Raw genomic sequence first — 24,837 nt, forward strand, 5'->3', positions numbered from 1 at the left:
GTGGACCAATGGCCAGGTCGAGCGCATGAACCGGACCCTCAAGGACGCGACCGTCAAGCGCTACCACTACGACAGCCACGACCAACTGCGGGAACACCTCGCCGCTTTCCTGGATGCCTACAACTTCGCCCGGCGGCTCAAGACCCTACGCGGCCTCACGCCATACGAAGCGACCTGCCGAGCCTGGGCAGACGACCCAGGCCGGTTCAGATACGACCCAACCCATCTCACCTCGGGACTGAACACCTAAGGATCGAGGCAAACCTGATCATTTCACCTCGCTGACATGAAAACTTACGCAATCCGCCTGCCTTAACCGGTGAGAACGTCACCGACGCGTAGCAGCCGATGCCACTCGCGTGGAAAGTAGTGCAGCAAGACCCGAAGAAGCTCACCTGCTGCTCCTGCGGAGCGTTACGGCAGGCCCCTGCCCCGTTCGACGTCCTGCCGTGGGGTTTGACCGTCTCGAACCTGTTGGACTTGGCGATTTTCGAGAGGTACGGCAGCACGACCCCCGGAAGCAACAGGCGGATCGATACGTCTGTCAGGGCGAACCGCGACCCTTTTCGAGCCGCAGACACGCGTGGCCGGTTTTCATTTACATGCCGACGACAGGTCGGTGCCGATCCCGCCTGAGGGCAAGACGGCTTCAAAGTGGCGTTCCAAGTCCGGTATTGGCCGATTTTGTTGAAAAACTCGGGGCCGGGTCGATTCAACGCCGTGAACGGCGCCGGCCGGAGAAGATCCTACTCTTGAACGTTTAGAACACAATGCAGGAATGGGGTCGTGCTGTCCGCAAGAGACAAACTTTCTCTCGGGCGCCACCTTTGATGACGCTTGAAGCGCTGTCTCCGAGTTTTTCAACAAAATCGGCCGAAAGTTGCCGGTCTGCTTCCAATCGGGCAAGGCGGTAAAACGGACATTCTGCGCAGCTCGGATGAACCAGGCAAAAGAGCCTGGGTGGTGGCACGGACTCCCGTTGACGGTGGCCATTCTCACCCCACACCGCCGCTTTCTCGCGACCTTGCTGGCAATTCCTGGCGCCGCCGCTCTCGGCGGCTGTGACCGCTTCGCCGGGACCGACGTCGGCCGCGTCTCGAGAATGCCTGCCGGTCGGTGAAGTCACCGTTCGATTGTCATGCGCAGTCGCCGACATGATGCGACGTCGCGCTTTTCCTCTGCGGTCACAGGGATCACGATCAAGCGAAGCGGGGCTCATTGCGGCTCCCCCCGGAACCTGCGGAAGGAAACATCCAATGGTTGGGCAACCGCGCTGTATCGCCTTCGTCGGCCCCTCGCAGAGCGGCAAGAGTCTGCTGCTCGACGCGCTGATACGGCGATGCGAGCCCGGCCAATCCAGCAGCGCAAACGAGAGCCGGTCGGTACAGCCGGAGCCGACTGGCCGTGCATACGCGATCAGCACCGAGCCGACGCTGACCGCTCTACGGTTCCTTGACGACGACTTCACCCTCGTCGACTGCCCGGGTTCGGTCGAGTTCGCGCAATCCGGCGAAGCTGTTCTGGACGTGTGCGATATGGCTGTCGTCGTCTGCGAGGCGGACGAACGTCGGCTCCCCGCCCTGCAGGTCGTCCTACACGGGCTTGAGCAGCGCGGGGTCCCGCACCTCTTGTTCGTCAACAAGATCGACACGGCGACGCAAGGCCTGCGCGAGACCCTGGCCGCGCTGCAGTCCGTGTCGCGCATCCCGCTCCTGCTGCGGCAGATCCCCATATGGCGCGACGGAACAGCGGCCGGCTTCATCGACCTCGCTCTCGAACGCGCGTTCATCTACCGCGATCAGGCGCCGAGTACCCGGATCGATTTGCCGGACGGAGAGCTGCCTCGGGAGAAGGAAGACCGGTTCACGCTCCTAGAGCGTCTCGCCGATCACGACGACATCTTGATGGAGCAGCTCATCACCGACGCCGAGCCGGCGCGCGACCGCGTCATGGCAGACCTCGCCCGGGAGTTGCGGACCAGTCAGGCGGTCTCCGTGCTCATCGGGTCCGCGCAACGCGGCAACGGCCTCCTCCGGTTGCTCAAGACACTCCGGCACGAAGCTCCGCGCATCGCCGGCGCGCGTGCGCGCATCGGCTTGCCCGACGACGGCCCCTCGGTCGCGCAGGTGATCCTGACGCGGCATTCCGCCTTCGGCGGCAAGATCTCGGTATGCCGGGTGTTGTGTGGCAGCTTCCGGGAGGGTGATGCCGTCTCGGCAGGCCAGGGCACGACGACGCGGATCGGCGGATTCCTCGCTGCCGATAGGTCCCAGAGCGGCAAGATCCCCTCGGCMGACGCGGGCGAGACATGCGGTTTCACCCGGCTCGAGGGTATCGCGACCGGACAGCGGTTCTCGACGCAGGCGTTGGACGACCGGGGTAGCCTGCCCATTCCTCAGCAAGTCTATGCGACCGCGATTCAGCTGCGGGATCGGAAGGATGACGTGCGCCTCAACGCCGCGCTCGCCAAGCTCGTCGAGGAAGATCCCGGCTTGAAGGTGGAGCACCGGGCGGATCTGGAGGAGGTCAGGCTCCTCGGCCAAGGCGACATGCACCTGAGAGTCGCGATCGAGCGGCTGTCCGACCGGTTCGGTGTGCGGGTGAGGCGCGGTCAGCCGAAGGTGGATTACCGCGAGACGATCAGAAAGCCCGCCAGCGGACACGGGCGGCACAGGAAGCAGACCGGCGGCCACGGATAATTCGCGGACGTTACCCTGGCCGTCCGGCCACTGCCGCGCGGCGAAGACTTCGTGTTCGAGGACGCGGTTGTCGGTGGCGCGGTGCCGCGCAAGTTTATCCCATCGGTCGAGGCCGGGGCACGCGCCTATCTGCGGCGGGGTACCCTCGGCTTTCCGGTCGAGGATCTCGCGGTGACGCTGACCGATGGCGCCTTCCACGCGGTCGACTCGTCGGACGCCGCATTTCAGGCTGCCACGCGCTTGGCCCTCGACGACGCTTTAGCGAAGGCGGAACCCGTCCTGCTCGAGCCCGTATGGGCGATCGAGCTCGTGACGCCGTCATCCGCGACCGCAAAGGCTACGGGTCTGGTCACGAGCCGCCGGGGCCAGATCCTGGGCTTTGATGCGCGGCCCGATTGGGCCGGCTGGGACGTGTTGAACGCCCTAATACCAGAGGCGGAAACATCGGATCTCATTGTCGAGCTCCGGTCGCTGACCGGCGGCGTCGGCAGCTTCACGGCTCGCTTCGATCATCGCGCTGAGCTGACCGGCCGACCGGCAGAGCTGCTGCTGCATCGAGCCTGAATGGGGAAGCATGACCAATCGCGCCTTTGGGTAATGGCGAGAGCTACACATCCTAGGTCACGGCCACGCTGATCGTGATCAGTCCAAAGTTGCCACTCCGGAGTGCGGCCTGAGGCGGCTGAGCGGCCGAGATGGGCGCAAAGCCGAGCGTCCGGTTTTGCGCACAGTAGCGGTCTGGATTGGCGTATGCTGGCCGAAAGCAGCCTGTCCGCTTCGAAGGAGTACCATTGAAAAAACGGACGGGCCCCTATCGACCCAACACCGCCATTTATGCGCCGCTGAGCAAATCCCGAAACCGGACGTTTGCTCCGTCAATTCCAGGACGGCAAAGTGCCTCCCCGGGCAGATCGTGCCGGACTGTCTTTACACGGATTGCCTCGGCCGGGGGGCATCTCCAACGATCATCAGGCGGAAGCGGCCGCCCGGATGCGCAGGTCTCGGTCTGAGGACACCATTCCGGCCCTTGACCTTCCAACGGTGGGAAGCCCCATCTCGTCGGGACATCGTCCGAAGGAGAGCGTCATGATCCATTTGAAGGTCGAGAAAATGGGCTGCGGCGGCTGCGCCAAGTCCGTGACCCGCGCCGTGCAGGCCATCGAGCCGAACGCAGGCGTCGAGGTCGACCTCGGGGCGAAGCTGGTCACCGTGTCGGGAACCACGGGATCGGCCGACCGGATCGCCCGGGCCATCGCAGAGGCCGGCTATCCGGCCGAGCCCGCCTGAGCCAAGCGCAACCAACCGGCGCGTTCGCCGTTCCTGAGACCGTCGGCCGGACTTTCGCGCCGGCCCGGAATTTGGCATCTTGGATTCGTGACGTTCTGGCTCGCCCTCCGGCGACTGTTGCCGCTCCTGGCGGTCCTCAGTCTCGCCCTGACGCCGGTGACCGCTCCCGCGGCCACCGCGGGCATGCACGCCGCGATGCCGGCCGCCGTCCACGACCATCACGGCCACGCCATGCCTGTCATGGTCATGGCCGACGACGGCTCCGGTCGGATCGACATGGCGGATATGGCCATGAACGACATGCCCTGTTGTCCGCACGAGAAGGCGGCCAAGCCGGACTGCGCCAAGGGCTGCCCGCTGATGGCGCTGTGCCTCGCCCCCGTCGCCTCGCTCCTGCCCACGGCGGTCGTCCTCCCGGCGCCCGTCGGAACGCGGGCGGCCTTGGCCTGGCCCGCGGCACCCCCGTTCGCGAGCGTGCACGGGACGCCGCTACCCGAGCCTCCCCGAGCCTGAACCCGATGCCGCCGGCGTGAGCGCCGGCACGATGCCGCGCGCCTGCGCGCCGGCACCCATCGCGTTCAGGAGATGACACCCGTGACCAAGAACACCCTCGCGCGCCCGCCCTCGGCGGCGCTGCTCGGTGCCGTGCTGTCGGTGCCGGCTCTCACCTCGTCCGCATTCGCGGACACCAAGGACTACCAGTTCCAACTCGTCCAGCAGGAGGCCAAAGTCGGCGATGCCGTCCTCGCCGTCCGGCTGGTGGACAAGCGCAGCGGCAAGCCGGTGACCGACGCCGTGGTCTTCGCCAAGCGGCTCGACATGGCCCCCGACGCCATGGAGGAGATGGCCACCAAGGTCGAGCAGGTGCCCTCGACCGAGCCCGGCATCTACCGCTTCAAGGCCCATCTCGGAATGCAGGGCCGCTGGCGCCTGTCGCTGGCCGCGAAGGTCCAGGGCGAGACCGGCACGGTCGAGGACAAGCTGATCATCCAGGCCGGGAAATGAACCGGTCCGCATGGCTCGCCGGGGCCCTCGCCGCGCTCGCGGCGGGGTCCGCCGGGTATTGGACCGGGCACGACGGTCCCGCCGTGTCCGACCTTGCGGGTCGAGTGGCGGGGAGCCTGCCGACCGCGCTCGTGGACAGGGCGCGGGACGGCCTCGCTCGCCTGGTGCCGTCGGCGCCGGTGTCGGCGGCGGCTCGTCCCGCCGCCCCGTCCGGCCCGGTCGTCTACTACCGGGACCCGGACGGGAAGCCGGTCTACTCGCTCGCGCCGATGGTCACGGGGGACGGTCGGGAGTTCCGGGCAGTCCACGCCAGCGAGGACGTGCGCTTCGACGTGGAGGACGCCGAGGCCACGGCCATGCCCGCCGGCATGGCGGCTCAAGACATGGGCAAGGACGGTATGGGCAAGGGCGGCATGGCGGCCGGGGCGGCCGGGCCTGGCCCGGGCAATCGGCGCGTCCTGTACTACCGCAACCCCATGGGGCTGCCAGACACCTCGCCGGTGCCGAAGAAGGACTCGATGGGGATGGACTACATCCCCGTCTACGCGGGCGAGGACGAGGGCGGGAACGTCGTGACCGTCTCGCCCGGCAAGGTCCAACGCACCGGCGTGCGGACCGAGGTCGTGGACCGGCGGGTCGTGGCGCAGCCGGTGCGCGTGCCCGGCACGGTCGCCCTCGACGAGCGGCGCGTGACCGTCATCGCGACCCGGTCCGACGCCTACGTCGACCACGTCGAGAACGTCACCACCGGCGACCGCGTCCGTAAGGGACAGGCGCTGGTCCACGTCTACTCGCCCGAGATCAACGCGGCCGCGGCCCAGCTCATCGCCAACCCGGGGTTCGACGGGGCGCGCCGCAGGCTCCAGAACCTGAACGTCTCAGAGGCCGTCATCGACGAGATGGAGCGCACCCGGAAGGTGCCGATGGCCATCACCTGGTCCTCTCCGCGCGACGGCCTCGTCCTGCAGCGGACCGCCGTCGAGGGCATGAAGGCCGCCGCCGGCGACACCCTGTTCCGGATCGGCGACATCTCGACGATGTGGGTGTTGGCCGACGTGCCCGAGCGCGACCTCGCCGCGGTGCGCGTGGGCCAGCCCGTCACCGTCCGCCTTCGCTCGGCCCCGGGGAAGACCTTTTCCGGCAAGGTCGCGGTGATTTACCCTCAGGTGAACGCCGACACCCGAGCGACGCGGGTGCGCATCGAGCTGCCGAACCCGGACGGCTCGCTGCTGCCCGACATGTACGCCGAGGTCCAGATCGACACCGGCGACGCCAAGCCGGTGGTGGCGGTCCCCGACGACGCCGTCATCGACACCGGCGAACGCCAGGTCGTGCTCCTCGACCGGGGCGAGGGCCGATTCGAGCCCAAGGAGGTGAAGGTCGGCGTCCGCGGCGAGGGCTTCACCGAGATCCGGGACGGCGTCTCGGCCGGCGACCGGGTGGTCACGGCGGCGAACTTCCTCATCGACGCCGAGAGCAACCTCAAGGCCGCGCTCCAGTCCCTGGCCGCCCCGAAGGACGGCCGGCAGGCCGCGAACGCGGGAGGCAGGCCGTGATCGCGCGACTCATCGGCTGGTCCGCCCGCAACCTCGTCCTCGTGCTGGTCGGGACCGTGTTCGCGGTCGCGGGCGGCGTGCTCGCGCTGCGGACGCTGCCGCTTGACGCCATCCCCGACCTCTCGGACGTGCAGGCCATCGTCTACACCGAGTATCCGGGCCAGGCGCCCCAGGTGGTCGAGGACCAGGTCACCTATCCGCTAACCACCGCCATGCTGACGGTGCCGAAGGCGAAGGTGGTCCGCGGCTTCTCGTTCTTCGGTGTGTCCTTCGTCTACGTGATCTTCGAGGACGGCACCGACCCTTACTGGGGCCGGTCCCGGGTGCTGGAGTACCTGAACGCGGCGGCGAACCGCCTGCCTGCCGGCGTGACGCCGACGCTGGGACCCGACGCGACCGGCGTGGGCTGGGTCTACCAATACGTCGCCGTGGCGAAGGAGCGGACCCTCGCGGAGCTGCGCTCGCTCCAGGACTGGGTCGTGCGGTTCGGCGCTTCGCGGGCCGAAGGCGTGGCCGAGGTCGCGGGCGTCGGCGGCTTCGTGAAGCAGTACAACGTCGTCGTCGACCCGAACCGCCTGCGAGCCCAGGGCATCTCCCTCAACAAGCTTCGGGACGCGATCCGCACGAGCAATGCCGACGTCGGCGGCCGCACGGTCGAACTGTCCGAGTTCGAGTTCATGGTGCGCGGCCGCGGCTACCTGAGGAGCATCGCCGACATCGAGAACATCGTCCTCAAGACCGCCGGCGGCACGCCGCTGCGGGTCCGGGACGTCGCCCGCGTCGAACTCGGGCCGGACGAGCGGCGCGGCATCACCGAGATGAACGGCGAGGGCGAGGTCGCGGGCGGCATCGTCCTACAGCGCTTCGGCGCGAACGCCCTCAGCGTCATCGAGGGGGTCAAGGCGAAGCTCGCCGAGGTGGCCAAGAGCCTGCCGGCCGGCACCGAGATCCTGCCGGTCTACGACCGCTCGCAACTCATCGAGGCGGCCATCGACACCCTGCGGCACACGTTGGTCGAGGAGAGCATCGTCGTCTCCCTGGTCTGCGTGGTGTTCCTCCTGCACATCCGCAGCGCGCTCGTGGCCATCCTGATGCTGCCGGTCGGCATCCTGATGGCGCTCGCGGGCATGAAGGCGCTCGGAATCGGCGCCAATATCATGAGCCTCGGCGGCATCGCCATCGCGGTCGGCGCCATGATCGATGCCGCCATCGTCATGATCGAGAACGCCCACAAGCACCTGGAGCGGGCGCCGCCGGGCAAGCCCCGGGGCGAGATCCTGGTCGAGGCCGCGAGCGAGGTCGGGCCGTCGCTGTTCTTCTCGCTCCTCGTCATCACGGTGAGCTTCCTGCCGATCTTCACCCTGGAGAGCCAGGAGGGGCGGCTGTTCGGGCCGCTCGCCTACACCAAGACCTTCGCCATGGCGGCGGCCGCGCTCCTGTCGGTGACGCTCGTCCCGGCGCTGATGGTGCTGTTCGTGCGCGGGCGGATCGTCCCGGAGCACCGCAACCCGCTCAACCGCCTGCTCATCTGGCTGTACCGGCCCCTCATCGCGGGCGTGCTGCGGGCGCGGGTGCTCACCATCCTGCTCGCCGTGGGCGTGCTGGCGGCGACAGTCTGGCCCGCCCGGCAGCTCGGCTCCGAGTTCATGCCCGACCTCGACGAGGGCAGCCTGCTCTACATGCCGACCACCCTGCCGGGGATCTCGGTGACCAAGGCCGGCGAGCTGCTGGCGACCCAGGACCGGATCATCAAGTCCTTTCCCGAGGTCGCCTCCGTCTACGGGAAGGCGGGCCGCGCCAACACGGCCACCGACCCGGCGCCCATGGAGATGTTCGAGACGGTCATCGCCCTGAAGCCAAAGGCGGAGTGGCGCCCCGGCGTCACCCTCGCCAGCCTCAAGGAGGAGATGGACAAGGCGCTGCAGTTCCCCGGCGTGTCGAACGCCTGGACGCAGCCGATCCGCGCCCGCATCGACATGCTCTCGACCGGCATCCGTACGCCGGTCGGCATCAAGGTCCTCGGGACCGACCTCAAGCAGATGGAGGGGGTCGCCCGGCAAGTCGAGGCAGTCGTCCGGGCGGTGCCGGGCACGTCGAGCGCCTACGCCGAGCGGGTGATCGGCGGCTACTTCCTCGACATCACCCCCGACCGGGAGGCGCTGGGCCGTTACGGGCTGATGGTCGGCGACGTGCAGGACGTCATCGCGACGGCGCTCGGCGGGCAGGCCGTGACGAACACGGTCGAGGGGCGGGAGCGCTACACCGTCAACGTGCGATACCCGCGCGCCTTCCGCTCGGACCCGCGCGCCATCGCCGATGAGGTGCAGGTGCCCCTGCCGGCCGGCGGCACGGTGCCCCTGCGCGAGGTGGCCAAGGTGGAGATGACGCGGGGGCCGACCTCGATCCGAACCGAGAACGGGCAGCTCGCGGTCTACATTTTCGTCGACATCGCCGGACGCGACCTCGGCGGCTACGTGGCCGAGGCGCGCAAGGCCGTGGCCGACGAGGTGACGCTGCCCCAGGGCACAACGCTCCAGTGGAGCGGGCAATACGAGTACCTGGAGCGGGCCGAGGCGCGGCTTCGGATCGTCGTGCCGCTGACGCTGCTCGTCGTCTTCCTACTCCTCTTCCTGAACTTCCGGCGGCTGACCGAGACGCTCATCGTGATGCTGTCGCTGCCGTTCGCCTTGGTCGGCGGGGTGTGGCTGCTGTGGTGGATGGGCTTCAACATGTCGGTAGCCGTCGCGGTGGGATTCATCGCGCTCGCCGGCGTCGCCGCCGAGACGGGGGTGATCATGCTGGTCTACCTCGACCACGCCTGGGACGAGGTGCGGGCCGGGTGCAGCCGCGAGGAGCGCCCCCCGACGCGGGCGGACCTGCGCGGCGCCATCATGGTCGGCGCGGTCGAGCGGGTACGGCCCAAGATGATGACGGTGGTCGCCATCATGGCCGGTCTCGTCCCGATCCTATGGAGCACCGGCTCGGGCTCGGAGGTCATGCAGCGCATCGCCGTGCCGATGATCGGCGGCATGGTCTCCTCCACCGCGCTGACCCTCGTGGTGGTCCCCGCCGTCTACGCGCTCGTGAAGGGCTGGACGCTGCCGCCGGGCAACCAATCCCAGGCGACGGCCGTCGAGGAGCCGACACATCACCGGGTCGCCGCCGAGTAGCGACGCCGGCGCCCCAACCTGCATCGAAGGAGCAACTCATGCCGTCACCGGCCCGCAAGGCCGTCCTCTACCGGATGGTCACGCCCGAGCACACCTGCCCCTACGGCCTGAAGGCCAGGGACCTCCTCGAACGCCAGGGCTTCGCGGTCGATGACCATTGGCTGACCACGCGCGAGGAGATCGACCGGTTCAAGGACGAGCACCACGTCAAGTCGACGCCGCAGACCTTCATCAACGGCGAGCGGGTCGGCGGCTTCGACGATCTCCAGCACCACTTCGGCAAGGCCGCCAACGACCCGAGCAAGCCGACCTACACGCCCGTCATCGCGGTGTTCTCGATGACGGCGCTGATGGCCCTGGCGGCGAGCCACGCCGTCTACGGCACCCCGTTCACGATGCGCGCCGCCGCGTGGTTCATCGCATTCAGCATGTGCGTGCTCGCCCTCTTGAAGCTGCAGGACGTGGAGAGCTTCTCCTCGATGTTCCTGGGCTACGACCTGCTGGGACAACGCTGGGTCCGCTACGCTTACGCCTACCCGTTCCTGGAGGGCATCGCCGGCGTGCTGATGGTCGCGGGCGCCCTGAACTGGATCTCGATCCCGGTGGCTCTGTTCATCGGCTCGGTCGGGGCGGTCTCGGTGTTCAAGGCGGTCTACGTCGACAAGCGGGACATCACGTGCGCCTGCGTCGGCGGGTCGAGCAAGGTGCCGCTCGGCTTCGTCTCGCTCACCGAGAACGTGATGATGGTCGCCATGGCCCTCTGGATGCTGGCGGTGCACCATTGAGCGCCGCCTTCGCCGCACCGGGCTGGCTCCACGCCCTCTCCGTCGCGTCCCTCTTGCTGGGTGCCGCGTGCTCGCTCGTGTTGTCGGTGCAGGTGATCCGGCACCCGCAGCACATGACGGTGATGAACGTCGTGTGGCCGGTGTGCGCCCTGTTCGGCACGCTCGCCGTGGTCTGGGCCTACTTCCGCTACGGGCGGCTCGGCACGATGGAGGCGCACCACCAGGCGATGGAGCGAAACGAGAAGCCCCCCAACATGACGCAGACGCCGTTCCCGGTGATGGTCGGAACGGGGGCGCTCCACTGCGGCAGCGGCTGCATGCTGGGCGACGTCGCCGCCGAGTGGCTGGCCTTCCTGGTGCCGGCGGTGGCGGTCTGGTTCGGCTGGCACTCGCTGTTCGAGGAGAAGATCTACGCGGTCTGGGTGCTGGATTTCGTCTTCGCCTACGCGCTCGGCATTGTGTTCCAGTATTACGCCATCGTGCCGATGCGGGGGCTCTCGCCGGGCGAGGGACTGGTCGCCGCGATCAAAGCCGACACCCTGTCGCTGATATCGTGGCAGGTTGGCATGTACGGCTTCATGGCCTTTGCTCAGTTCGTCCTATTCCCGCACCTCGTGGGGGACCGGGCGCCGGTGAACTCGGTCGAGTTCTGGGCCGCCATGCGGGTCGCAAAGGTGGCGGGCTTCCTGACCAGCTACCCGGTGAACTGGTGGCTCGTCAGTGCCGGCATCAAGGAGCGGATGTAGGTCGGAGGTCTGCTTTATGAGTTTGAAGCCCAAGAGCTGACCGGCGGGAAACCACCCATCACAGACGTTCATACAGGCTATCTAGAACGGCGGGATCTGGCCGAAAACGGCCCGTCCGCTTCGGGAACGGTGGGATGATGAAGCAGACGCGCTGCTTCCGTGCCATTGCTGCCCCTTTGGAGGTCGGGTCGGCCCACCTATAGTCGGAACTGGCGTTCCTCACGGATCGGAGCCAGCCATGAACACAATCACGCGCCGCACCTTCGGCCTCTGCTGTGCCAGTCTCGCCACAGCTTCGCTGCCCGCATCAAGCGCGCCATCTCCTACAATCACGCTCCCGGACGGCACGGCGGTCCCCTCGCTCGGGCAGGGCTCGTGGCATCTCGGCCAAGGTCGACACTCGCCGGCTGCAGAAGAGGAAGCGCTGCGCCTCGGCCTTTCGCTCGGGATGACGCTCATCGACACGGCGGAGGTCTATGGCGATGGCAGGGCCGAGCAACTCGTCGGACGCGTGATCGCCGGGCAGCGCGAACGCGTCTTCCTAGTGTCGAAAGTTCATCCGGCGCACGCCACGGCAGCGGGCATCCTTAGCGCCTGCGCCGCGAGCCTGTCGCGCCTCGGCACGGATCACCTCGACCTCTACCTGCTTCATTGGCGCGATGGGGTGAAGGATCTGACAGAGGTCGTCGACACGTTCGAGCGGCTATGTGCCGACGGCCATATCCGCCGCTGGGGCGTCTCGAACTTCAGCGTCACCGACATGGATGACCTGTTCCGTGTCGCGTCCGGGAAGCGCTGCGCGACCAATCAGGTGGCCTACAGTCTGGTTGATCGGAAAGCCGAGCGCGAACTGCTTCCCTGGTGCGCACAGCACCGCATGCCAATTATGGCCTATTCTCCGCTTGGTGGTCAGAGCTCTGAAGTCCTGCGGCACCCGGCCGTGCTGCGGGTTGCCTCGGCGCATGAGCGGGCGCCAGCGGCCGTCGCCTTGGCGTGGGTGCTGCGCCGGGGACAAGCCATCGCAATCCCGGAATCGGGTTCGCCCTCTCACGTGCGGGAGAACGCGGCCGCCATGACTCTGGAGTTGACCTCCGAGGAGTTGCAGTCCTTGGATGCGGCTTTCCCCGCCTAAGGCTTTCATGAATTCTTCCTCGCCACGGCAATCAGGAGGTGGTCGAACTTGGAGCGCCCATACGTGAGGCCCACATAGACTTGCCCGGTCTCGGCACCTCGGCCGCGCGGCAGGGTGTCATGCGGGAAGCTGTCGAGAGCGGGGCCACATCTTACTTGAGCCAAAGAGCCGTTTGCTCCCGTGCGGCAACCTGAACCGAGGAGTCGTTATGGCACTTGTCACGTACCAGATCGTCGAGCACGATGGGGGTTGGGCCTACAAGGTTGGAGATGTGTTCTCCGAGACCTTCCCAACCCGGCGCGACGCTCATGCGGCCGCTGCACGTGCCGCGGCGGAGCAGCGAGCCCCGGATGACGATACGGTGATCAGCTACGAGGATGAGCAGTATCAATGGCACGACGAGACCGTGCGAGGAAGTGATCGGCCGCAGACGAATGTAGAAGACTGATCGTGATAGATCGCAGCCTGCGGTGTGCTTTCTGGAGTGTCCGCGGCCGGCTCGATCAGCAGGCATGGGGCAACCGACGACCTGTTCTGCGCCTGAACGAAGATGATTAACCAGGTGTGCGCCAAGCGGCTCGCTGGGAATGTGGCAGAAGCTTGACCGTACGCGGCGAATCGGATCTATTGACTGTGACGCTAGAGTCACAACCGTGATCGCGTCCAGAGGGGGCGTACTATGTGCGCACGCAAGGTCTTCTACATCTTCAGCAGAGTCGGTCGAGCCAACGAGTTTTGCGCGGTTCGGCAGGACCAGCCGATCCCGAGCTTCCTAGATGGCGTGAGCTGGGAGTTCTCCAGAATTGTCAACGTCCCAGTCGAGAAGCTGCTGGGCTTCGATCCCGAAGATGCCGACGCTGCCACGCGGAAAGCGGGTGTGCACTACTTCCAGCGCGAGTTCAGCTTCGCCGTCAGCTGGCGGGATCTGGAAGCGGCATGAAGTTGAGTCTCACGCCGTCTGAATCGCGCTCACCCGGCGCGGAGAAGTGGCAAAGTCCTGTGAGCACAGGGACGCCGTCTGGTCGTCCACAAGCTTGGCCAGCGACACTGGATATTGCGGCGGTTCGCTCTGACTGGGTCGCCGCCCTCCTTTGAAATCTGCGAAGGCGCAGCAATCGTGCAAGGATGGTCAAGGTCGCTCGCGGGGCGGCACAGCCCGCCGTCGAGGCCGCCGTCACGTCCTGCCTCGAGGCCTGCACTTGCTCCCTTCGATTGCCGCGCGAGCCTGACGGGGCACTCGTCGAACTCGCTCCACTCAGCGCAACTCGTGCCTCTCGATCTTGAAGAACTCGGTCTCGGACTGCGCGACGACGTCGCTTCCGCGTGGTCAGCGGTCGAAATTGGTGCCGGCGTGCATGCTGGCGGCTGACCCAACGAGCCGCGGGTGCAAACTCCTGACTCTCAGGAGAATAGTAAATCGCGAGCAGAGCTGCGCCGTTCTGCACAGCTGACGTGGGTCAGTTTGCGCGCGATGCGACCTAGCTTCTGACTAGCTACCAAACTTATCGAGGTTTAGCACCTCGCGAGTTCGTCAGGCCGCCGATTGAATGCTCAGCTTGCGCAGCCTCCGGCCCTTGATGCGCGTTGGTGATGATGCAGGCTCATTTCCAGTCCGAACCAGCCGTCATGCCGAATTACTCCCGCGCCCGGATCAGCATGGTCCATGTGCAGATCGTTCGACACGGCCTGCGGGATAAGGACGTGCTGCAGGCTATGCAGAGCGTCCCGCGCGAGGCATTCGTCGAGCTGGGCTTCGAGGAGTTCGCGTATGAGGATCGGCCGCTGCCCATCGGCGACGGCCAAACGATCTCGCAGCCCTACATCGTCGCCCTGATTATTGAAGCCGCTGAACTCGGGCCACGCGATCGTGTGCTGGAAGTGGGGGCGGGCTTTGGCTACGCGGCAGCTGTCGCGAGCCGTATCGCCGAGAAGGTCTACGCGATCGAACGTCACCCATCGCTGAGTGATGCCGCGCAGCGGCGCTTCAAGCGGCTCGGCTACGGCAACATCAAGCTGCGCGTCGGCGACGGCACGAGAGGCTGGCCGGAGGTCGCCCCGTTCGATGTGATCTTGGTCTCCGCGGGCAGCCCAGGAGTGCCGCGAGCGTTCAGGGAGCAGCTCACGATAGGCGGTCGCCTCGTCATCCCCGTCGGCGACGCGCACGAACAGCGGCTCCTGAAGCTCACCCGCAGGGGCGAGCGTGACTACGAAAAAGAGGAGTGCGGTGCCGTCAGGTTCGTGCCGCTGATCGGTGAACAGGGCTGGGTGGAGGACGGCCGATTTCCGGCTTCCGATCACTTGTCTGTCCAGTCCCACGGCAAAAGCGTACCAGGGATCAACGCGGACGCATCCGAGCCACCTCCCGACATCGACGATCAAGCTGGCGGCATGAGGTGGCTTTATACGCACTGGCACAGCCGGCTACGTTTTCCCGTGAAGCGTGCATCTGAGAGTTCGGTCGAGCGCAGCATACCGGTGCAGACACTTGAGCAGGTGCAGTAAGCCGGATGGGTGCAGAGCCGCAAAACGATCCAACGTATCCAGACGGGGTAAGCTATCCGCCAGCACCCTGGCACCTCTACGGCACCGCCTACCTCTCGCTGTGGCAAATCAGAGCCTCACGTCTGCCGGAGGCCAGCCTGTCACGAGATGTGCGGCCCAGGACGGTGCTCGGACGCGTYTTGGTTGGCACCGCCTTCGCTGTTTACGAGCCTAGCGGCATGTTGGCCTATGATGAGTTGCTGCTGGCGGTGCAGGTGTGCGGCAGCCCCCTGTCGGTGAGCGTGCCCTTGATCTGGGTTGATCATCCGGCCTCAGTAGCGGGAGCCCGCGCGCTGTGGAGCATCCCCAAGCAGGAAGCCGCCTTCGAGGTGCGGCGGGATCACCCCGCCGAGGAATCCGACTTCGAGGCGAGAGCATTGACAACACAGGGACTGCCGCTCGCGCACCTTCAATTTCGGAGTCGAGCGACGATCCCCGGGCGATGGCCCGTCCGCACCAGTGTCGTGCAGCATCCACTGAACAATGGCGGTGGCTGCAAGCCCCAAGTCACCGAGGCAAGGGCTTGGGCGCGGGTCTCGTTTGGGGCGGCGACCTGGAACTTTCCACGTCCGGGGCCGCTCAGGTTCCTTCGCGGGCGCAGCCCACTCACGAGCCTTCGGCTGACCGACATGTCGCTCCGGATCGGCTCATCCTGAACCGAAAAGTCCTCTCGGACGTCACGCTTCTGGGCAGTCTAATCGGGTGGACCTGAACGACCGATGGTGGCCGAAAGCAGCCTGTCCGCTTCGAAGGAGTACCATTGAAAAAACGGACGGGCTCCTATCGACCCGACGCGGTCATGCCGCGATACGGATTGCTTTCCTGCTAGCAGACACTCCACTAGCCCGATGCGGATCAATCGAGCCGAATTGGCTGATCTCGGGACCTTTCTCGCCATCGCGCGCCACCGCAGCTTCCGGCGAGCGGGTCTGGAGCTTGGCGTCAGCGCCTCCGCTCTCAGCCATGCGCTCAAGGCGATGGAGGCGCGCCTCGGCGTCCGCCTTATCAATCGCACCAGCCGCAGCGTCAAACTAACCGCAGCGGGGGAAGATCTGCTGGCTTCCCTGGATGCTCCGTTCGCGGCGATCGGCTCAGCGCTCGACGTGCTCAACCTGCACCGCGAACCGACGAAGGCGACCGGCCGGATCCGCCTCAACGTGCTCGAACATGCGAGCACTTTGCTGCTCGCCCCCGTCCTACCTCTCTTCCTCGACCGCCACCCGTTGATCGAGGTCGACGTCAGGGTGTCCAACGATCTGCTCGATGTCGTGGATGCCGGCGCCGATGCAGGGATCCGCTACGGCGGTACCGTCCCTCAAGACATGATAGCCCAGCGCCTGTCCGCCGACCTGCGCTGGGTCGTGGTCGGTGCTCCAGCTTATCTCGATCTGCACGGCACGCCTGATCATCCGAGCGACCTCGCCGCTCACCAATGCCTACGCATCCGCCTCGGCGACGAGAGCCTCTATCGGTGGGAGTTCGAGAGGGCGGACGAGGCTCTCGCTCTGGACGTCCCTGGCGCGGTGACGCTCGACAACACGCAGTTCGCCCTTTCGCTCGCGGCAGCAGGCGGCGGCCTCGCCTACATCCCGGAGGCGTGTGTCGAACCTGCGGTCACCCGCGGCGAGCTTCGCGTCGTGCTGGCGGATTGGGCTCCATTGGGAACCGGCTTCCACGTCTACTACCCCGGCCGTCGCCAACTGCCGACGGGATTGCGGCTTCTCATCGACCTGATCCGTGAGGTGAAGCCGCTCGGTCTGTAGCGGTCGCGCCGTTCACCGATGAGCATCGCTCATCGTTCCGTTGAGGGACGAACGGCTGATCGGCGACCGGCGCAATGTCTACGTCTGGCTCATTGAGGTCAGCCGAGAGATCGAGACATGCGCCGTTTCAATGGGAAAGTCGCCTTCATCACGGGCGCGGCCAGCGGCATCGGACACGCCGCTGCCATCGCGTTCGCGCGGGAAGGCGCGAAGGTCGCAATCACCGACCGTACCGAAGCTGCGCTCAATCAGCTTCGCGCCGAGATCGAAGCGGCAGGCGGCGAGGTCCTAGCGATCCGGTGCGACGTGTCGGTGCCGGAGGAGGTCGAGGCAGCAGTCGCTAAAATCGTCGAGCGGTTCGGCCGCGTCGATTGCGCCTTCAACAATGCCGGCGTCGAGAACAAGGCCGCCCCCGTCCACGAGATCGCCCTCGACGAGTGGGACCGCATTCTCGACATCAACCTGCGCGGCACGTTCGTGTGCATGAAGCACGAGATCGCGCAGATGCTGCGCCAGGGCAGCGGCGTGGTGGTCAACACCTCGTCCGGCGCTGGCATCAGAGGCGTGGCAGGCGGCGCGAGCTACGCCGCTTCCAAGCACGCCCTCATCGGCCTTACCAAGTCGGCCGCCCTTGATTATGCCAAGGCGAACATCCGGGTGAATGCCGTCCTGCCCGGAAACATCGAAACGCCGATGATGGACCGCTTCACCGGCGGCGACATCCAGAAGGCGATCGACCTTGAGCCGGTCGGGCGGCTCGGCAAGCCTGAGGAGATTGCCGAAGCCGTTCTGTGGATGTGTTCAGACCTCGGCGCGTTCGTCACGGGCGCTTCGATCTCGGTCGACGGCGGCTGGTCGCTCTGACGCGCGTTACTGAAATTGACGAAGGATGGATCCCATGGAGATCAAGCGCAGCGGAAGTCAGCCTTCGGGCGCGGGGCCGTCCGACTGGTTCACCGGCACGGTGCGGATCGACCCACTCCACGGCGCGCCTGATCCTGCCCGCGTCGCGATGGCGAGCGTGACGTTCGAGCCGGGCGCGCGGACGGCGTGGCACACGCATCCGCTCGGCCAAACGCTGATCGTCACATTCGGACGCGGATGGGTTCAGCGCGAGGGCAGTCCGATCGAGGAAATCGCGCCGGGCGACGTGGTCTGGTTCGAGCCGAACGAGAAACATTGGCACGGGGCCACTGCGACGACGGCGATGACGCATATAGCGATCCAGGAGCGTCTGGACGGCAAGGCCGTGACATGGATGGAGCAGGTCACCGAAGGGCAGTATTCCGGGTCTTGAGCTTGGGCCGCAAGGTCCGCTTTTAGCGATACGACGCCGAGAGCGGACCGGTGAGTTTCCACCCATCTGAGACGTTCGTCGCTGCCCGTGGACGCGACCGGACCTGGCCGTTAGCTGCCGGTCCGCTTCTGAGAAGGTCCGCACGAAAAGCAAACGGCCTGCTACCGACCCAAGCCGGCCGCCTAGATCGCCATGCGGGCTTCCCATAAGCAGCCATTCGACGGCCCTTCGGCAACTTCGGCTCGGGATGGGAAACGAACTGCCGGCTTCCGCCGCGCATGAGGCATCCGAGATTTAAAACATTCCGTTTGGATTGGCCGAAGCATCTGGCAGGATCTGCAAAACATCCCAGTGCTCAACGATCAGGCCATTCTCATCTAGGCGAAAAATATCTATGGCCGCATAGTCGTGGTCGCCCGGCCAGTGCTGAAGGCAGTGCAGCACAACCAGATCGCCCTCGGCAATTGCCCGCTTGACCTCCACTCGCTTGCCCGGCCACTCGCGCGACATTCGCTCGAAATAGGCAATGAAGCCGTCCTTGCCCGTGGCCACATGTGGGTTGTGCTGAATGTAAGTGGCGCCGGCATAACGCTCGATAGCCTCGCGCGGACGACAAGCGTTGAACATCAGCTCATAAAACGTGATCACATTCGCTTTGTTCTGCGCGAGATCCGGCATGCCGTCTGCTTATCACACTGGGAGAGCCATAGGCTTTCGATGAACGGGAGCACGTCGCGGCAGAGCAAGCAAGTGCTTGGAGGTGGACGTTTCGATCGCCCGCAATCGGTCGTGAGTAGTACCCTCGCTGACGTCCGCTTCGATGCATCCGCCATCCAAAAGCGGATAGGCAGAGATCCACCCATCTGAGACGCACACGCGGGCGCTGAGCGGTGACCGACGTTGGCCGGAAGCGGACGAGGCCTGGAGATCGAGCTAGCGCGCCCGCCACAGCGCCCCAGCGTGTCACAGGTTGGCAAGGCTGAGGGCTAGCAGGAGCCACCGCATGGTACCCGCGCCCGACGTGTCGCCCAAGACCGCCGACCCGACACGGGGGCACACCATCGACGCGATGCCACTGAACGCCGCAATCTGCGAGCCCGCGCGCGGCGGCGCCTTCGGGGCTGGGCCGAACTGGATCCGGGGCTACGCAATCAGCGGGGATCGGGCCGTCGTCCGCGTCGACATCTCCGGCGACGGCGGGCGAAGCTGGACCCAGGCCGACCTGAAGCACGACCCCGAGGCGCCCTTTGCCTGGACTTTCTGGGCGGCCGAACTCCACCTGCCCTGGGTGAGCACGAGTTCGTCGTCCGGGCCTGGGACATGGCGGGACAGAGGCATTCAGCGCTGCCCGACGACACCTGGAACCACAAGAGCTATCTCTGTGCCGGCTGGCATCGGGTGCGGGTGAGCGTCACCTGACGCTCAGGTCTTCGGCACATCCATGCCCCGCTTGACCGCCGGACGCTCACCGACCCGCTCCAGCCAGGTGTGCACGTTCGGGACGGCGTCGAGCGTGTTCACGAGCGCCGCCTTTAGGAAGGTCGTGGCCGCCAGGGTCCAGGCGTAGCAGGCGATGTCGGCGATCGAGTACTCCGCGCCCGCGAGGTACGGCCCCTCGCCGAGACGCCGGTCCATGACGTGCAGCAGGCGGTCGGCCTCGTCGGTGAAGCGCTTGATGGCGAGCGGCGCCTTCAGGTCGGAGCGCACCGCGAAGAAGCCGAGCTGGCCCAGCATAGGCCCGAGACCGCCGATCTGCCAGTGCAGCCACTCCAGGGCCTTGTAACGGGCGGGGCCGGACGGCGCGAGGAAGCGCCCAGTTTTCTCCGCGAGATAGGTCAGGATCGCGCCGCTCTCGAACACGGATACGGGGCCGCCCTCCGCCTCGTCGTCGACAATGGCCGGGATCTTGTTGTTCGGCGAGACCTTCAGGAAGTCGGGGGCGAACTGCTCGTCCTTGCCGATGTTCACCGACACGACCGTGTAGGGCAGGCCGCACTCCTCCAGCATGATCGGGATCTTGCGACCGTTCGGGGTCGACCATGTGTACAGCGTGATCATCAAGCGCTCCCCACCGACGAGTCCGGACATCCCTAGCGCAACGTTGGCGACTCGCCAGGCTTCAACTGGGGGTCGCCCCCATCGGGGCCGCCGAGGGAGACGTGATCGTTCAGGCGACCCAGATGTTCGAAGACGTGCTCGAAGGCGTTTGTCACCGCCTGCTCAAAGGAACCGTCGCCCTTACCCTGCGCGTCTCTGAGGGCGCTGAGCAGGGCGCGATGCTTCTCGGTATCGCTCGACATGGCATATCCTCCGGAGCGGCGTGAGCGGCGGTTCGGTAAGCCAATTGCCACGGTCCTCGCCGGTTCCTGCGCATGAGCGACGACGCGTTCACCGCGGACGAAGGGCTCCCCCAACATTGATTTGCCCGAAGTTCCGCGACTAACGTCGAGAGCGCGAAGAAGGCGGGCTCGGGCGCCCGCGCCAGCGCCGGAACGTCCCGCCAGGGCAGAGCTGCATCGGCCCTCGGGCTCTGCCTCGACGACCGATGGCCAGGCCCTCCCGGCCCGATGCATGTTCGCTTACCACCTCGCCGGGGGATCGCTGCCGATGCCGAACCCAGTCCAGTCGGCCTTTCGCACCCTCGCCGAGGGCGGCGTGGGTCTGATCGCGGCCTGCAACCGGCTGCGCCTGCCTGGAACGCGCAACCCCTTCGTGATCGGCGTTCACGCACCGATGCGGGAGGAGCTGTCGCTGCAGGACCTGCCCGTGATTGGGGCGATCCCGCCCGGGCTCGACGGCCTCTACCTCAAGATGGGAGCCAACCCCGTCCGCCGGGTTTCACGCGGCCACGACTGGTTTCTCGGCGACGGCATGGTGCACGGTCTCGCGATCGAGGCCGGCAAGGCGCTGTGGTACCGCAACCGCTGGATCCGCTCGCGCACGGCTGCCGCGGCGCTCGGCCGACCGGCCGCGCCGGGTCCGCGACGGGGCGGCAACGACACCGTCAACACCAACGTCGTCGAGCTCGGCGGCCGGATCTTCGCCTTGGTGGAGGCCGGCAGCTTCCCCGTCGAACTCGCGCGGAACCTGGAGGAGCAGCGCTACAATCCGTTCGACGGGACGCTGGCCGGATCGTTCACCGGTCATCCGCACCGCGACCCGCTGACCGGCGAGACCCACGCGATCGCCTACGACGGCCGCGTCTGGGACAGCGTTCGCCACGTCGTCGTCGCACCGACGGGGCGGGTCGTGCGGGACGTGCCGATTTCAGTCGAGCACGGCCCCTGCATCCACGACTGCGCCATCACGGCCCGCTTCGTCATCGTGCTCGACTTGCCCGTCACCTTCTCGTTCGCGGCGCTCCTCGCCGGCTACCGCTTCCCGTTCCGCTGGAACCGCGCCCACAGGGCCCGGGTGGGCCTCCTCCCCCGGCAGGGCGATGGCACCGACATCCGCTGGTGCGCGGTGGATCCCTGCTTCGCGTTCCACGTCGCCAACGCCTACGACGACGCGGACGGGCGGGTGATCCTCGACTTGGTCACCTACGATACGGTGTTTACCGCGGTCGAGGGTGGGCTCGACAGCCCGGGCCGGCTCGAACGCTGGACGGTCGATCCCGCCACGGGGCGGGTCGAGCGGCTGGTGCTCGACCCCGCGGCGCAGGAATTCCCCCGCATCGATGAGCGGCGTCTCGGGCAGCGCCACCGCTACCTCTACACGGTCAGCGTCCCCGCCGACGGCAACACGCAACTGGCTGGTGCAACGCAGCTCTACAAGCACGACCTGAAGACGGACGCACGCGACGCGCACGATTTCGGTCCCGGGCACATCCCGGGAGAGTTCGTCTTCGTGCCGGCGCGCTTCGGTGCCGGTGAGGACGAGGGCTGGCTCGTCGGACTCGTCATCGACACGGTCAGCGACACGACCGAGTTCACCGTGCTCGATGCGCGAGCGTTCGCAGCGCCCCCCATCGCCCGGATCCGCCTCGGACACCGGATCCCGCCGGGCTTTCACGGCAACTGGTTCCCGATGCGTGCCCCGGCTTGACCAGCTGATAACGTGCGGATTGCCGTGATGGCGATCGGCACACGCGAACCGGCACGGACACTCCATCGGGACCGACCGACGCTCGGTGCCTTACGCCGCGGCGGCCCATCCGATCACCGCCGTCAGGGGATCGCCGGGTCCTCCCTCGGGCTTGAGGACACGTCCTTCGATGCGAGCGAAGCCGGCGCGTTGTAAGTACAAAGAGATGAGCCGGGTATGCCCCGCGCCGTCCAAGGCGTTCCAGATGGCGACCGCCTTGGTCGGGAAGCGGCGGTTCGAGAAGCAGATCACCGCCGGGGCACCGGGGCGCAGCACACGCGCGATCTCGGACATGACGGCCACGGGTCGCTGCAGATACTGCACCGAGACACAGATAAGCGCGCCGTCGAGGCAGGCCGTGTCGAGGGGCAAGCGCGGCTCGGCGTTGAGATCCTGGACGAAATGCCGGGTCAGGCGCGGGGTGGCGGCGAGTTCTGCTGCGTTCAGGCCATGGCCGGTGACGCTGGCATAGGCGACCTCGTCCGGCAGGTGGCTGACCCAGCTCGACATCAAATCGAGGATCTTGCCGCCTGCCGGGACGATCTCCCTATAGAGCTCGGTCACGGTTGCGATCGCAGCGTCATCGATATGGGTCACAAAGCGCGGCTGTGCGTAGAAAACGGGATCGGGTTCACGGTCGTGCTTGGCGAATGCTTCCGGTGGGAGGTTCGGCAACTCCTGAGCCATCGTCGCGCCTGCCTCCGGATCGACCGGGCGCCGACCTCGACAGAAGGCGCCCGAACTGTGGCCTAGATGCGGACAAAGAAAGTGCTCAGCTCACTTCTCGGGTAGTCGTCCACGTTGCCGCATATGGCCGTAAGCGGAAAGGCTGCTTCTGAGTAGGGTCGTCACAGAAGCGGACCAATCACCACCGATCCATGTCCGCCGTACCGACAGCCCCAAAATAGCCAGTGCAGCTCGTCGGCTCTGCAGTGTGGGAAGGCTACACTCAGGATTGACGCCGAATAGCCTAGGAGCCGCGGTTGGCGCGGCCTTAACGCTGCGGCGCGTCGAGCCAGCCGGGCGCTGTCAGGGTAGGCCTTCGCGAGTGGTCAGCACGTCGAGCCGATACTTGTCCGTGCAGGTCTGATGATGGACGCGCAGGAACGCACTCGCGTCTTCGATGAAGCGCTCGGCTGCCTCGTCGCCGGCCAGCGGATAGTGAGTTTCGCCCGTCCAGTGAACCAGCATGACGTCACCACCAGGCCGCAGGCAGCCCTGCACCCGCTCGGCCAGACGCCGCACGTCATGCGCATCGAGGTAGTAGACGACCTCCGACAGCGGGATCAGGTCGAACGAACCCTCTGGCCATTGACCTGGCACCTGCGCGAGTTCGAAACGGACGTGGGGCAAGTCCCTGCATCGCCCGCGCGCCCGCGCCAGGGCACGCTCGGCCAAGTCGAGGCTCACGAGGGCATCGCACCGCTTGGCCAGCGTTTCGCTCAGCACGCCGATGGAGCAGCCGACTTCCAGGGCGGAGGCGTACCGGGTCCGCGGCAGGGCGTCGAGAGTGGCCTCGTACTTCGCTCGCTCGTAGTCGCTGGTCTCGAAATCCCAGGGGTCCGGGTTTTTGGCGTACCGCTCGTCGAAGTAGCTCGGCGGCAGGGAACGGGCGTACCGGGTCATCACGCGGCGCCCGCCTCGAAGAGTTCGCCCGCGGCGCCGCGGGCTTCCAGTATCTCCGCGGCCGCCGTCGTGAGCGCCCGGTCAGGCGCCGGCTGGCGCAGGTAGGTGGCCAGGTCGCGCGAGAGCCGCTCTAGAGGGTGCCCGCACAGGAAGCCCTGCAGGCCGACTGACCGCTGCGCGAGTTGCAGCACGTCTAGGCCGGCCCTCTCAACCGCGAGCCGCGCGAGGTTGACGAAGGCGACGACGCGGTCGGGTGCGAGTTCGTCCTCGGTGACGACCCGGGCGGCGCGCTCGACCCACCCTCGCGCGCTCTCGACCGCGATGGCACCCTCACCGAGGCGGGCGAGCTGGTGCGGGTCGCCGCCCCGGCCGGTCGCGGCCAGGTGCCCCCGCCACGCGTCGAACACCGCCTCGATGCCCCCGAGTTGCACCGCCGCGAAGCGCCACGCGCCGCCCGAGAACGTCGGCTGGCGGTGGTAGTCGTCCCAAGCGCCCAGGATTTCCTCGTCGGTGACCGCGATGTCCTCAAAGTCGACGGTGCCGGTCGCGGATGCACGCATCCCGTGGGCTCGCCATCCGTTCAGGTCGGCGCGCGTGCCCGGCTCAAGCGGCACGACTAGCATCAACGGCGGCGCGCCCGGCTCCCGCTTGACCGTCACGAGGGCACGGGTGACGAAGCCGGCGCCCGACGCGAACGTCTTCACGCCGCGAAGCCGGCGGTCCTCCCCCAGCCGCAGGCAGTCGCCGGGCGCATCGGTGTTCCAGACCCCGAACAGGTGCCCAGCGCGCGCATCCGAGAACAGGCCCGTCGCCTGCGCGAGCGTACCGTATCGGGCGATGAGCTGGAGCGCGTTGACGTGCCCCTCGTAGATGCGACCGAGCGCGAGGCTGCCGTACCCCACGAGCCGCAGAACCGTCCCTAGGTCGCACGCGTCCGGGTCTTCTCCGAGGCCGACGCCACCTTCAACGGAGGGAATGGGCGCGGCGAGCAGGCCGAGGCGAGCGAGGTCGGCGACGTCCTGCGCAGGGAAGCCGTCGTCGCGGTCCTGTCCGTCCGCGCGTGCCGCGGCCGCCGTCGCCACCTGCCTAGCGGCCGCGACCGCGTCGTCGGCCGAGCTGATCGGGATACTCAGGTCCATCCGCC

General features: G+C 66.8%; 26 protein-coding genes and 1 pseudogene. 21 read left to right on the top strand and 6 right to left on the bottom strand.

What is annotated here, in order from left to right; all coding sequences use genetic code 11:
- The 19 genes and pseudogenes from ACXJKQ_RS20305 to ACXJKQ_RS20395 form a co-directional block, all read left to right on the top strand.
- Positions 1–250: integrase core domain-containing protein (locus tag ACXJKQ_RS20305; protein WP_457107527.1), on the top strand; the 250-nt coding region annotated here is incomplete at its 5' end.
- Positions 251–1,256: 1,006 nt separating this feature from the next.
- On the top strand, positions 1,257–2,699 hold the full coding sequence (locus ACXJKQ_RS20310) for an elongation factor G (protein WP_457107528.1): 1,443 nt from the start codon (positions 1,257–1,259) through the stop codon (positions 2,697–2,699).
- A gap of 12 nt (positions 2,700–2,711) precedes the next feature.
- A pseudogene (locus tag ACXJKQ_RS20315) lies at positions 2,712–2,960 on the top strand (elongation factor G); the annotation flags it as partial.
- Positions 2,940–3,263: a hypothetical protein gene (locus ACXJKQ_RS20320; RefSeq protein WP_457107570.1), complete on the top strand. Its 324-nt coding sequence runs from the start codon at positions 2,940–2,942 to the stop codon at positions 3,261–3,263. The pseudogene ACXJKQ_RS20315 and the gene ACXJKQ_RS20320, both read left to right, overlap by 21 nt.
- Positions 3,264–3,785: 522 nt before the next feature.
- Positions 3,786–3,986, top strand: coding sequence for a heavy-metal-associated domain-containing protein (locus tag ACXJKQ_RS20325; protein ID WP_457107529.1), 201 nt, complete (start codon positions 3,786–3,788; stop codon positions 3,984–3,986).
- Positions 3,987–4,073: 87 nt separating this feature from the next.
- Positions 4,074–4,499: a hypothetical protein gene (locus ACXJKQ_RS20330; protein WP_457107530.1), complete on the top strand. Its 426-nt coding sequence runs from the start codon at positions 4,074–4,076 to the stop codon at positions 4,497–4,499.
- An 81-nt stretch (positions 4,500–4,580) separates the two neighbouring features.
- Entirely contained in the window at positions 4,581–4,991 is a 411-nt protein-coding gene (locus ACXJKQ_RS20335) for a FixH family protein (protein ID WP_457107531.1), read from the top strand.
- A complete protein-coding gene (locus tag ACXJKQ_RS20340; RefSeq protein WP_457107532.1) occupies positions 4,988–6,547 on the top strand; it encodes an efflux RND transporter periplasmic adaptor subunit in 1,560 nt (519 codons plus the stop codon). The genes ACXJKQ_RS20335 and ACXJKQ_RS20340 overlap by 4 nt, the downstream gene beginning before the upstream one ends.
- Positions 6,544–9,717 (top strand): efflux RND transporter permease subunit, encoded by a 3,174-nt coding sequence (locus tag ACXJKQ_RS20345; protein ID WP_457107533.1) that lies wholly within the window; start codon positions 6,544–6,546, stop codon positions 9,715–9,717. Before ACXJKQ_RS20340 ends, ACXJKQ_RS20345 begins: the two co-directional genes overlap by 4 nt.
- Positions 9,718–9,755: 38 nt before the next feature.
- On the top strand, positions 9,756–10,502 hold the full coding sequence (locus ACXJKQ_RS20350) for a MauE/DoxX family redox-associated membrane protein (RefSeq protein WP_457107534.1): 747 nt from the start codon (positions 9,756–9,758) through the stop codon (positions 10,500–10,502).
- Entirely contained in the window at positions 10,499–11,248 is a 750-nt protein-coding gene (locus ACXJKQ_RS20355) for a DUF4396 domain-containing protein (protein WP_457107535.1), read from the top strand. The genes ACXJKQ_RS20350 and ACXJKQ_RS20355 overlap by 4 nt, the downstream gene beginning before the upstream one ends.
- A gap of 238 nt (positions 11,249–11,486) precedes the next feature.
- Positions 11,487–12,380, top strand: a complete 894-nt coding sequence (locus ACXJKQ_RS20360) for an aldo/keto reductase (RefSeq protein ID WP_457107536.1) — start codon at positions 11,487–11,489, stop codon at positions 12,378–12,380.
- A gap of 208 nt (positions 12,381–12,588) precedes the next feature.
- The gene (locus tag ACXJKQ_RS20365; protein ID WP_457107537.1) at positions 12,589–12,828 is read left to right on the top strand and encodes a DUF2188 domain-containing protein; all 240 of its coding nucleotides are present in this window, start codon (positions 12,589–12,591) and stop codon (positions 12,826–12,828) included.
- 231 nt (positions 12,829–13,059) lie between these two features.
- On the top strand, positions 13,060–13,320 hold the full coding sequence (locus ACXJKQ_RS20370; RefSeq protein ID WP_457107538.1) for a hypothetical protein: 261 nt from the start codon (positions 13,060–13,062) through the stop codon (positions 13,318–13,320).
- Between the two features lie 650 nt (positions 13,321–13,970).
- Positions 13,971–14,882, top strand: coding sequence for a protein-L-isoaspartate(D-aspartate) O-methyltransferase (locus ACXJKQ_RS20375; protein WP_457107539.1), 912 nt, complete (start codon positions 13,971–13,973; stop codon positions 14,880–14,882).
- A gap of 218 nt (positions 14,883–15,100) precedes the next feature.
- Complete coding sequence (locus ACXJKQ_RS20380) at positions 15,101–15,577, top strand: hypothetical protein (RefSeq protein ID WP_457107540.1); 477 nt, start codon at positions 15,101–15,103, stop codon at positions 15,575–15,577.
- A 192-nt stretch (positions 15,578–15,769) separates the two neighbouring features.
- A complete protein-coding gene (locus ACXJKQ_RS20385; protein WP_457107541.1) occupies positions 15,770–16,684 on the top strand; it encodes a LysR substrate-binding domain-containing protein in 915 nt (304 codons plus the stop codon).
- Between the two features lie 117 nt (positions 16,685–16,801).
- A complete protein-coding gene (locus tag ACXJKQ_RS20390) occupies positions 16,802–17,548 on the top strand; it encodes an SDR family NAD(P)-dependent oxidoreductase (protein WP_457107542.1) in 747 nt (248 codons plus the stop codon).
- Positions 17,549–17,582: 34 nt separating this feature from the next.
- Positions 17,583–17,981, top strand: coding sequence for a (R)-mandelonitrile lyase (locus ACXJKQ_RS20395; RefSeq protein WP_457107543.1), 399 nt, complete (start codon positions 17,583–17,585; stop codon positions 17,979–17,981).
- A 294-nt stretch (positions 17,982–18,275) separates the two neighbouring features.
- Here ACXJKQ_RS20395 and ACXJKQ_RS20400 read toward each other — a convergent pair whose 3' ends face one another.
- Entirely contained in the window at positions 18,276–18,659 is a 384-nt protein-coding gene (locus tag ACXJKQ_RS20400) for a nuclear transport factor 2 family protein (RefSeq protein ID WP_457107544.1), read from the bottom strand.
- Between the two features lie 325 nt (positions 18,660–18,984).
- Between ACXJKQ_RS20400 and ACXJKQ_RS20405 the strand changes: the two genes are divergently transcribed.
- Positions 18,985–19,389, top strand: coding sequence for a hypothetical protein (locus tag ACXJKQ_RS20405; RefSeq protein WP_457107545.1), 405 nt, complete (start codon positions 18,985–18,987; stop codon positions 19,387–19,389).
- A 14-nt stretch (positions 19,390–19,403) separates the two neighbouring features.
- On the opposite strand, the gene ACXJKQ_RS20410 is transcribed toward ACXJKQ_RS20405, so the two are convergent.
- Together ACXJKQ_RS20410 and ACXJKQ_RS20415 are read right to left on the bottom strand one after the other, a co-directional pair.
- Positions 19,404–20,039: a glutathione S-transferase N-terminal domain-containing protein gene (locus tag ACXJKQ_RS20410; RefSeq protein WP_457107546.1), complete on the bottom strand. Its 636-nt coding sequence runs from the start codon at positions 20,037–20,039 to the stop codon at positions 19,404–19,406.
- Positions 20,040–20,071: 32 nt separating this feature from the next.
- Positions 20,072–20,281 carry a hypothetical protein gene (locus tag ACXJKQ_RS20415; RefSeq protein WP_457107547.1) on the bottom strand — a complete coding sequence of 70 codons (210 nt, stop codon included), beginning with the start codon at positions 20,279–20,281 and terminating at the stop codon, positions 20,072–20,074.
- Positions 20,282–20,588: 307 nt separating this feature from the next.
- Between ACXJKQ_RS20415 and ACXJKQ_RS20420 the strand changes: the two genes are divergently transcribed.
- Positions 20,589–22,028 carry an 8'-apo-carotenoid 13,14-cleaving dioxygenase gene (locus ACXJKQ_RS20420; protein ID WP_457107548.1) on the top strand — a complete coding sequence of 480 codons (1,440 nt, stop codon included), beginning with the start codon at positions 20,589–20,591 and terminating at the stop codon, positions 22,026–22,028.
- 90 nt (positions 22,029–22,118) lie between these two features.
- On the opposite strand, the gene ACXJKQ_RS20425 is transcribed toward ACXJKQ_RS20420, so the two are convergent.
- The 3 genes from ACXJKQ_RS20425 to ACXJKQ_RS20435 all read right to left on the bottom strand — a co-directional run bounded on the left by ACXJKQ_RS20425 (position 22,119) and on the right by ACXJKQ_RS20435 (position 24,832).
- Positions 22,119–22,754 carry a class I SAM-dependent methyltransferase gene (locus tag ACXJKQ_RS20425; protein ID WP_457107549.1) on the bottom strand — a complete coding sequence of 212 codons (636 nt, stop codon included), beginning with the start codon at positions 22,752–22,754 and terminating at the stop codon, positions 22,119–22,121.
- A 342-nt stretch (positions 22,755–23,096) separates the two neighbouring features.
- Positions 23,097–23,693, bottom strand: coding sequence for a class I SAM-dependent DNA methyltransferase (locus ACXJKQ_RS20430; protein WP_457107550.1), 597 nt, complete (start codon positions 23,691–23,693; stop codon positions 23,097–23,099).
- Positions 23,693–24,832, bottom strand: a complete 1,140-nt coding sequence (locus ACXJKQ_RS20435) for an acyl-CoA dehydrogenase family protein (RefSeq protein WP_457107551.1) — start codon at positions 24,830–24,832, stop codon at positions 23,693–23,695. Before ACXJKQ_RS20435 ends, ACXJKQ_RS20430 begins: the two co-directional genes overlap by 1 nt.
- Positions 24,833–24,837 lie beyond the last annotated feature (5 nt).

The sequence above is a fragment of the Methylobacterium sp. P5_C11 genome (assembly GCF_054049775.1).

Excerpts from the sequence above, each read along its gene's own strand:
- ACXJKQ_RS20405 (WP_457107545.1), top strand. The coding sequence starts at position 18,985 with ATGGTACCCGCGCCCGACGTGTCGCCCAAGACCGCCGACCCGACACGG.
- ACXJKQ_RS20325 (WP_457107529.1), top strand. The coding sequence starts at position 3,786 with ATGATCCATTTGAAGGTCGAGAAAATGGGCTGCGGCGGCTGCGCCAAG.
- ACXJKQ_RS20425 (WP_457107549.1), bottom strand. The coding sequence starts at position 22,754 with ATGGCTCAGGAGTTGCCGAACCTCCCACCGGAAGCATTCGCCAAGCAC.
- ACXJKQ_RS20385 (WP_457107541.1), top strand. The coding sequence starts at position 15,770 with ATGCGGATCAATCGAGCCGAATTGGCTGATCTCGGGACCTTTCTCGCC.
- ACXJKQ_RS20365 (WP_457107537.1), top strand. The coding sequence starts at position 12,589 with ATGGCACTTGTCACGTACCAGATCGTCGAGCACGATGGGGGTTGGGCC.
- ACXJKQ_RS20380 (WP_457107540.1), top strand. The coding sequence starts at position 15,101 with ATGTTGGCCTATGATGAGTTGCTGCTGGCGGTGCAGGTGTGCGGCAGC.
- ACXJKQ_RS20400 (WP_457107544.1), bottom strand. The coding sequence starts at position 18,659 with ATGCCGGATCTCGCGCAGAACAAAGCGAATGTGATCACGTTTTATGAG.
- ACXJKQ_RS20395 (WP_457107543.1), top strand. The coding sequence starts at position 17,583 with ATGGAGATCAAGCGCAGCGGAAGTCAGCCTTCGGGCGCGGGGCCGTCC.
- ACXJKQ_RS20340 (WP_457107532.1), top strand. The coding sequence starts at position 4,988 with ATGAACCGGTCCGCATGGCTCGCCGGGGCCCTCGCCGCGCTCGCGGCG.
- ACXJKQ_RS20360 (WP_457107536.1), top strand. The coding sequence starts at position 11,487 with ATGAACACAATCACGCGCCGCACCTTCGGCCTCTGCTGTGCCAGTCTC.
- ACXJKQ_RS20430 (WP_457107550.1), bottom strand. The coding sequence starts at position 23,693 with ATGACCCGGTACGCCCGTTCCCTGCCGCCGAGCTACTTCGACGAGCGG.
- ACXJKQ_RS20410 (WP_457107546.1), bottom strand. The coding sequence starts at position 20,039 with ATGATCACGCTGTACACATGGTCGACCCCGAACGGTCGCAAGATCCCG.
- ACXJKQ_RS20390 (WP_457107542.1), top strand. The coding sequence starts at position 16,802 with ATGCGCCGTTTCAATGGGAAAGTCGCCTTCATCACGGGCGCGGCCAGC.
- ACXJKQ_RS20415 (WP_457107547.1), bottom strand. The coding sequence starts at position 20,281 with ATGTCGAGCGATACCGAGAAGCATCGCGCCCTGCTCAGCGCCCTCAGA.
- ACXJKQ_RS20420 (WP_457107548.1), top strand. The coding sequence starts at position 20,589 with ATGCCGAACCCAGTCCAGTCGGCCTTTCGCACCCTCGCCGAGGGCGGC.
- ACXJKQ_RS20375 (WP_457107539.1), top strand. The coding sequence starts at position 13,971 with ATGATGCAGGCTCATTTCCAGTCCGAACCAGCCGTCATGCCGAATTAC.
- ACXJKQ_RS20435 (WP_457107551.1), bottom strand. The coding sequence starts at position 24,832 with ATGGACCTGAGTATCCCGATCAGCTCGGCCGACGACGCGGTCGCGGCC.
- ACXJKQ_RS20370 (WP_457107538.1), top strand. The coding sequence starts at position 13,060 with ATGTGCGCACGCAAGGTCTTCTACATCTTCAGCAGAGTCGGTCGAGCC.
- ACXJKQ_RS20350 (WP_457107534.1), top strand. The coding sequence starts at position 9,756 with ATGCCGTCACCGGCCCGCAAGGCCGTCCTCTACCGGATGGTCACGCCC.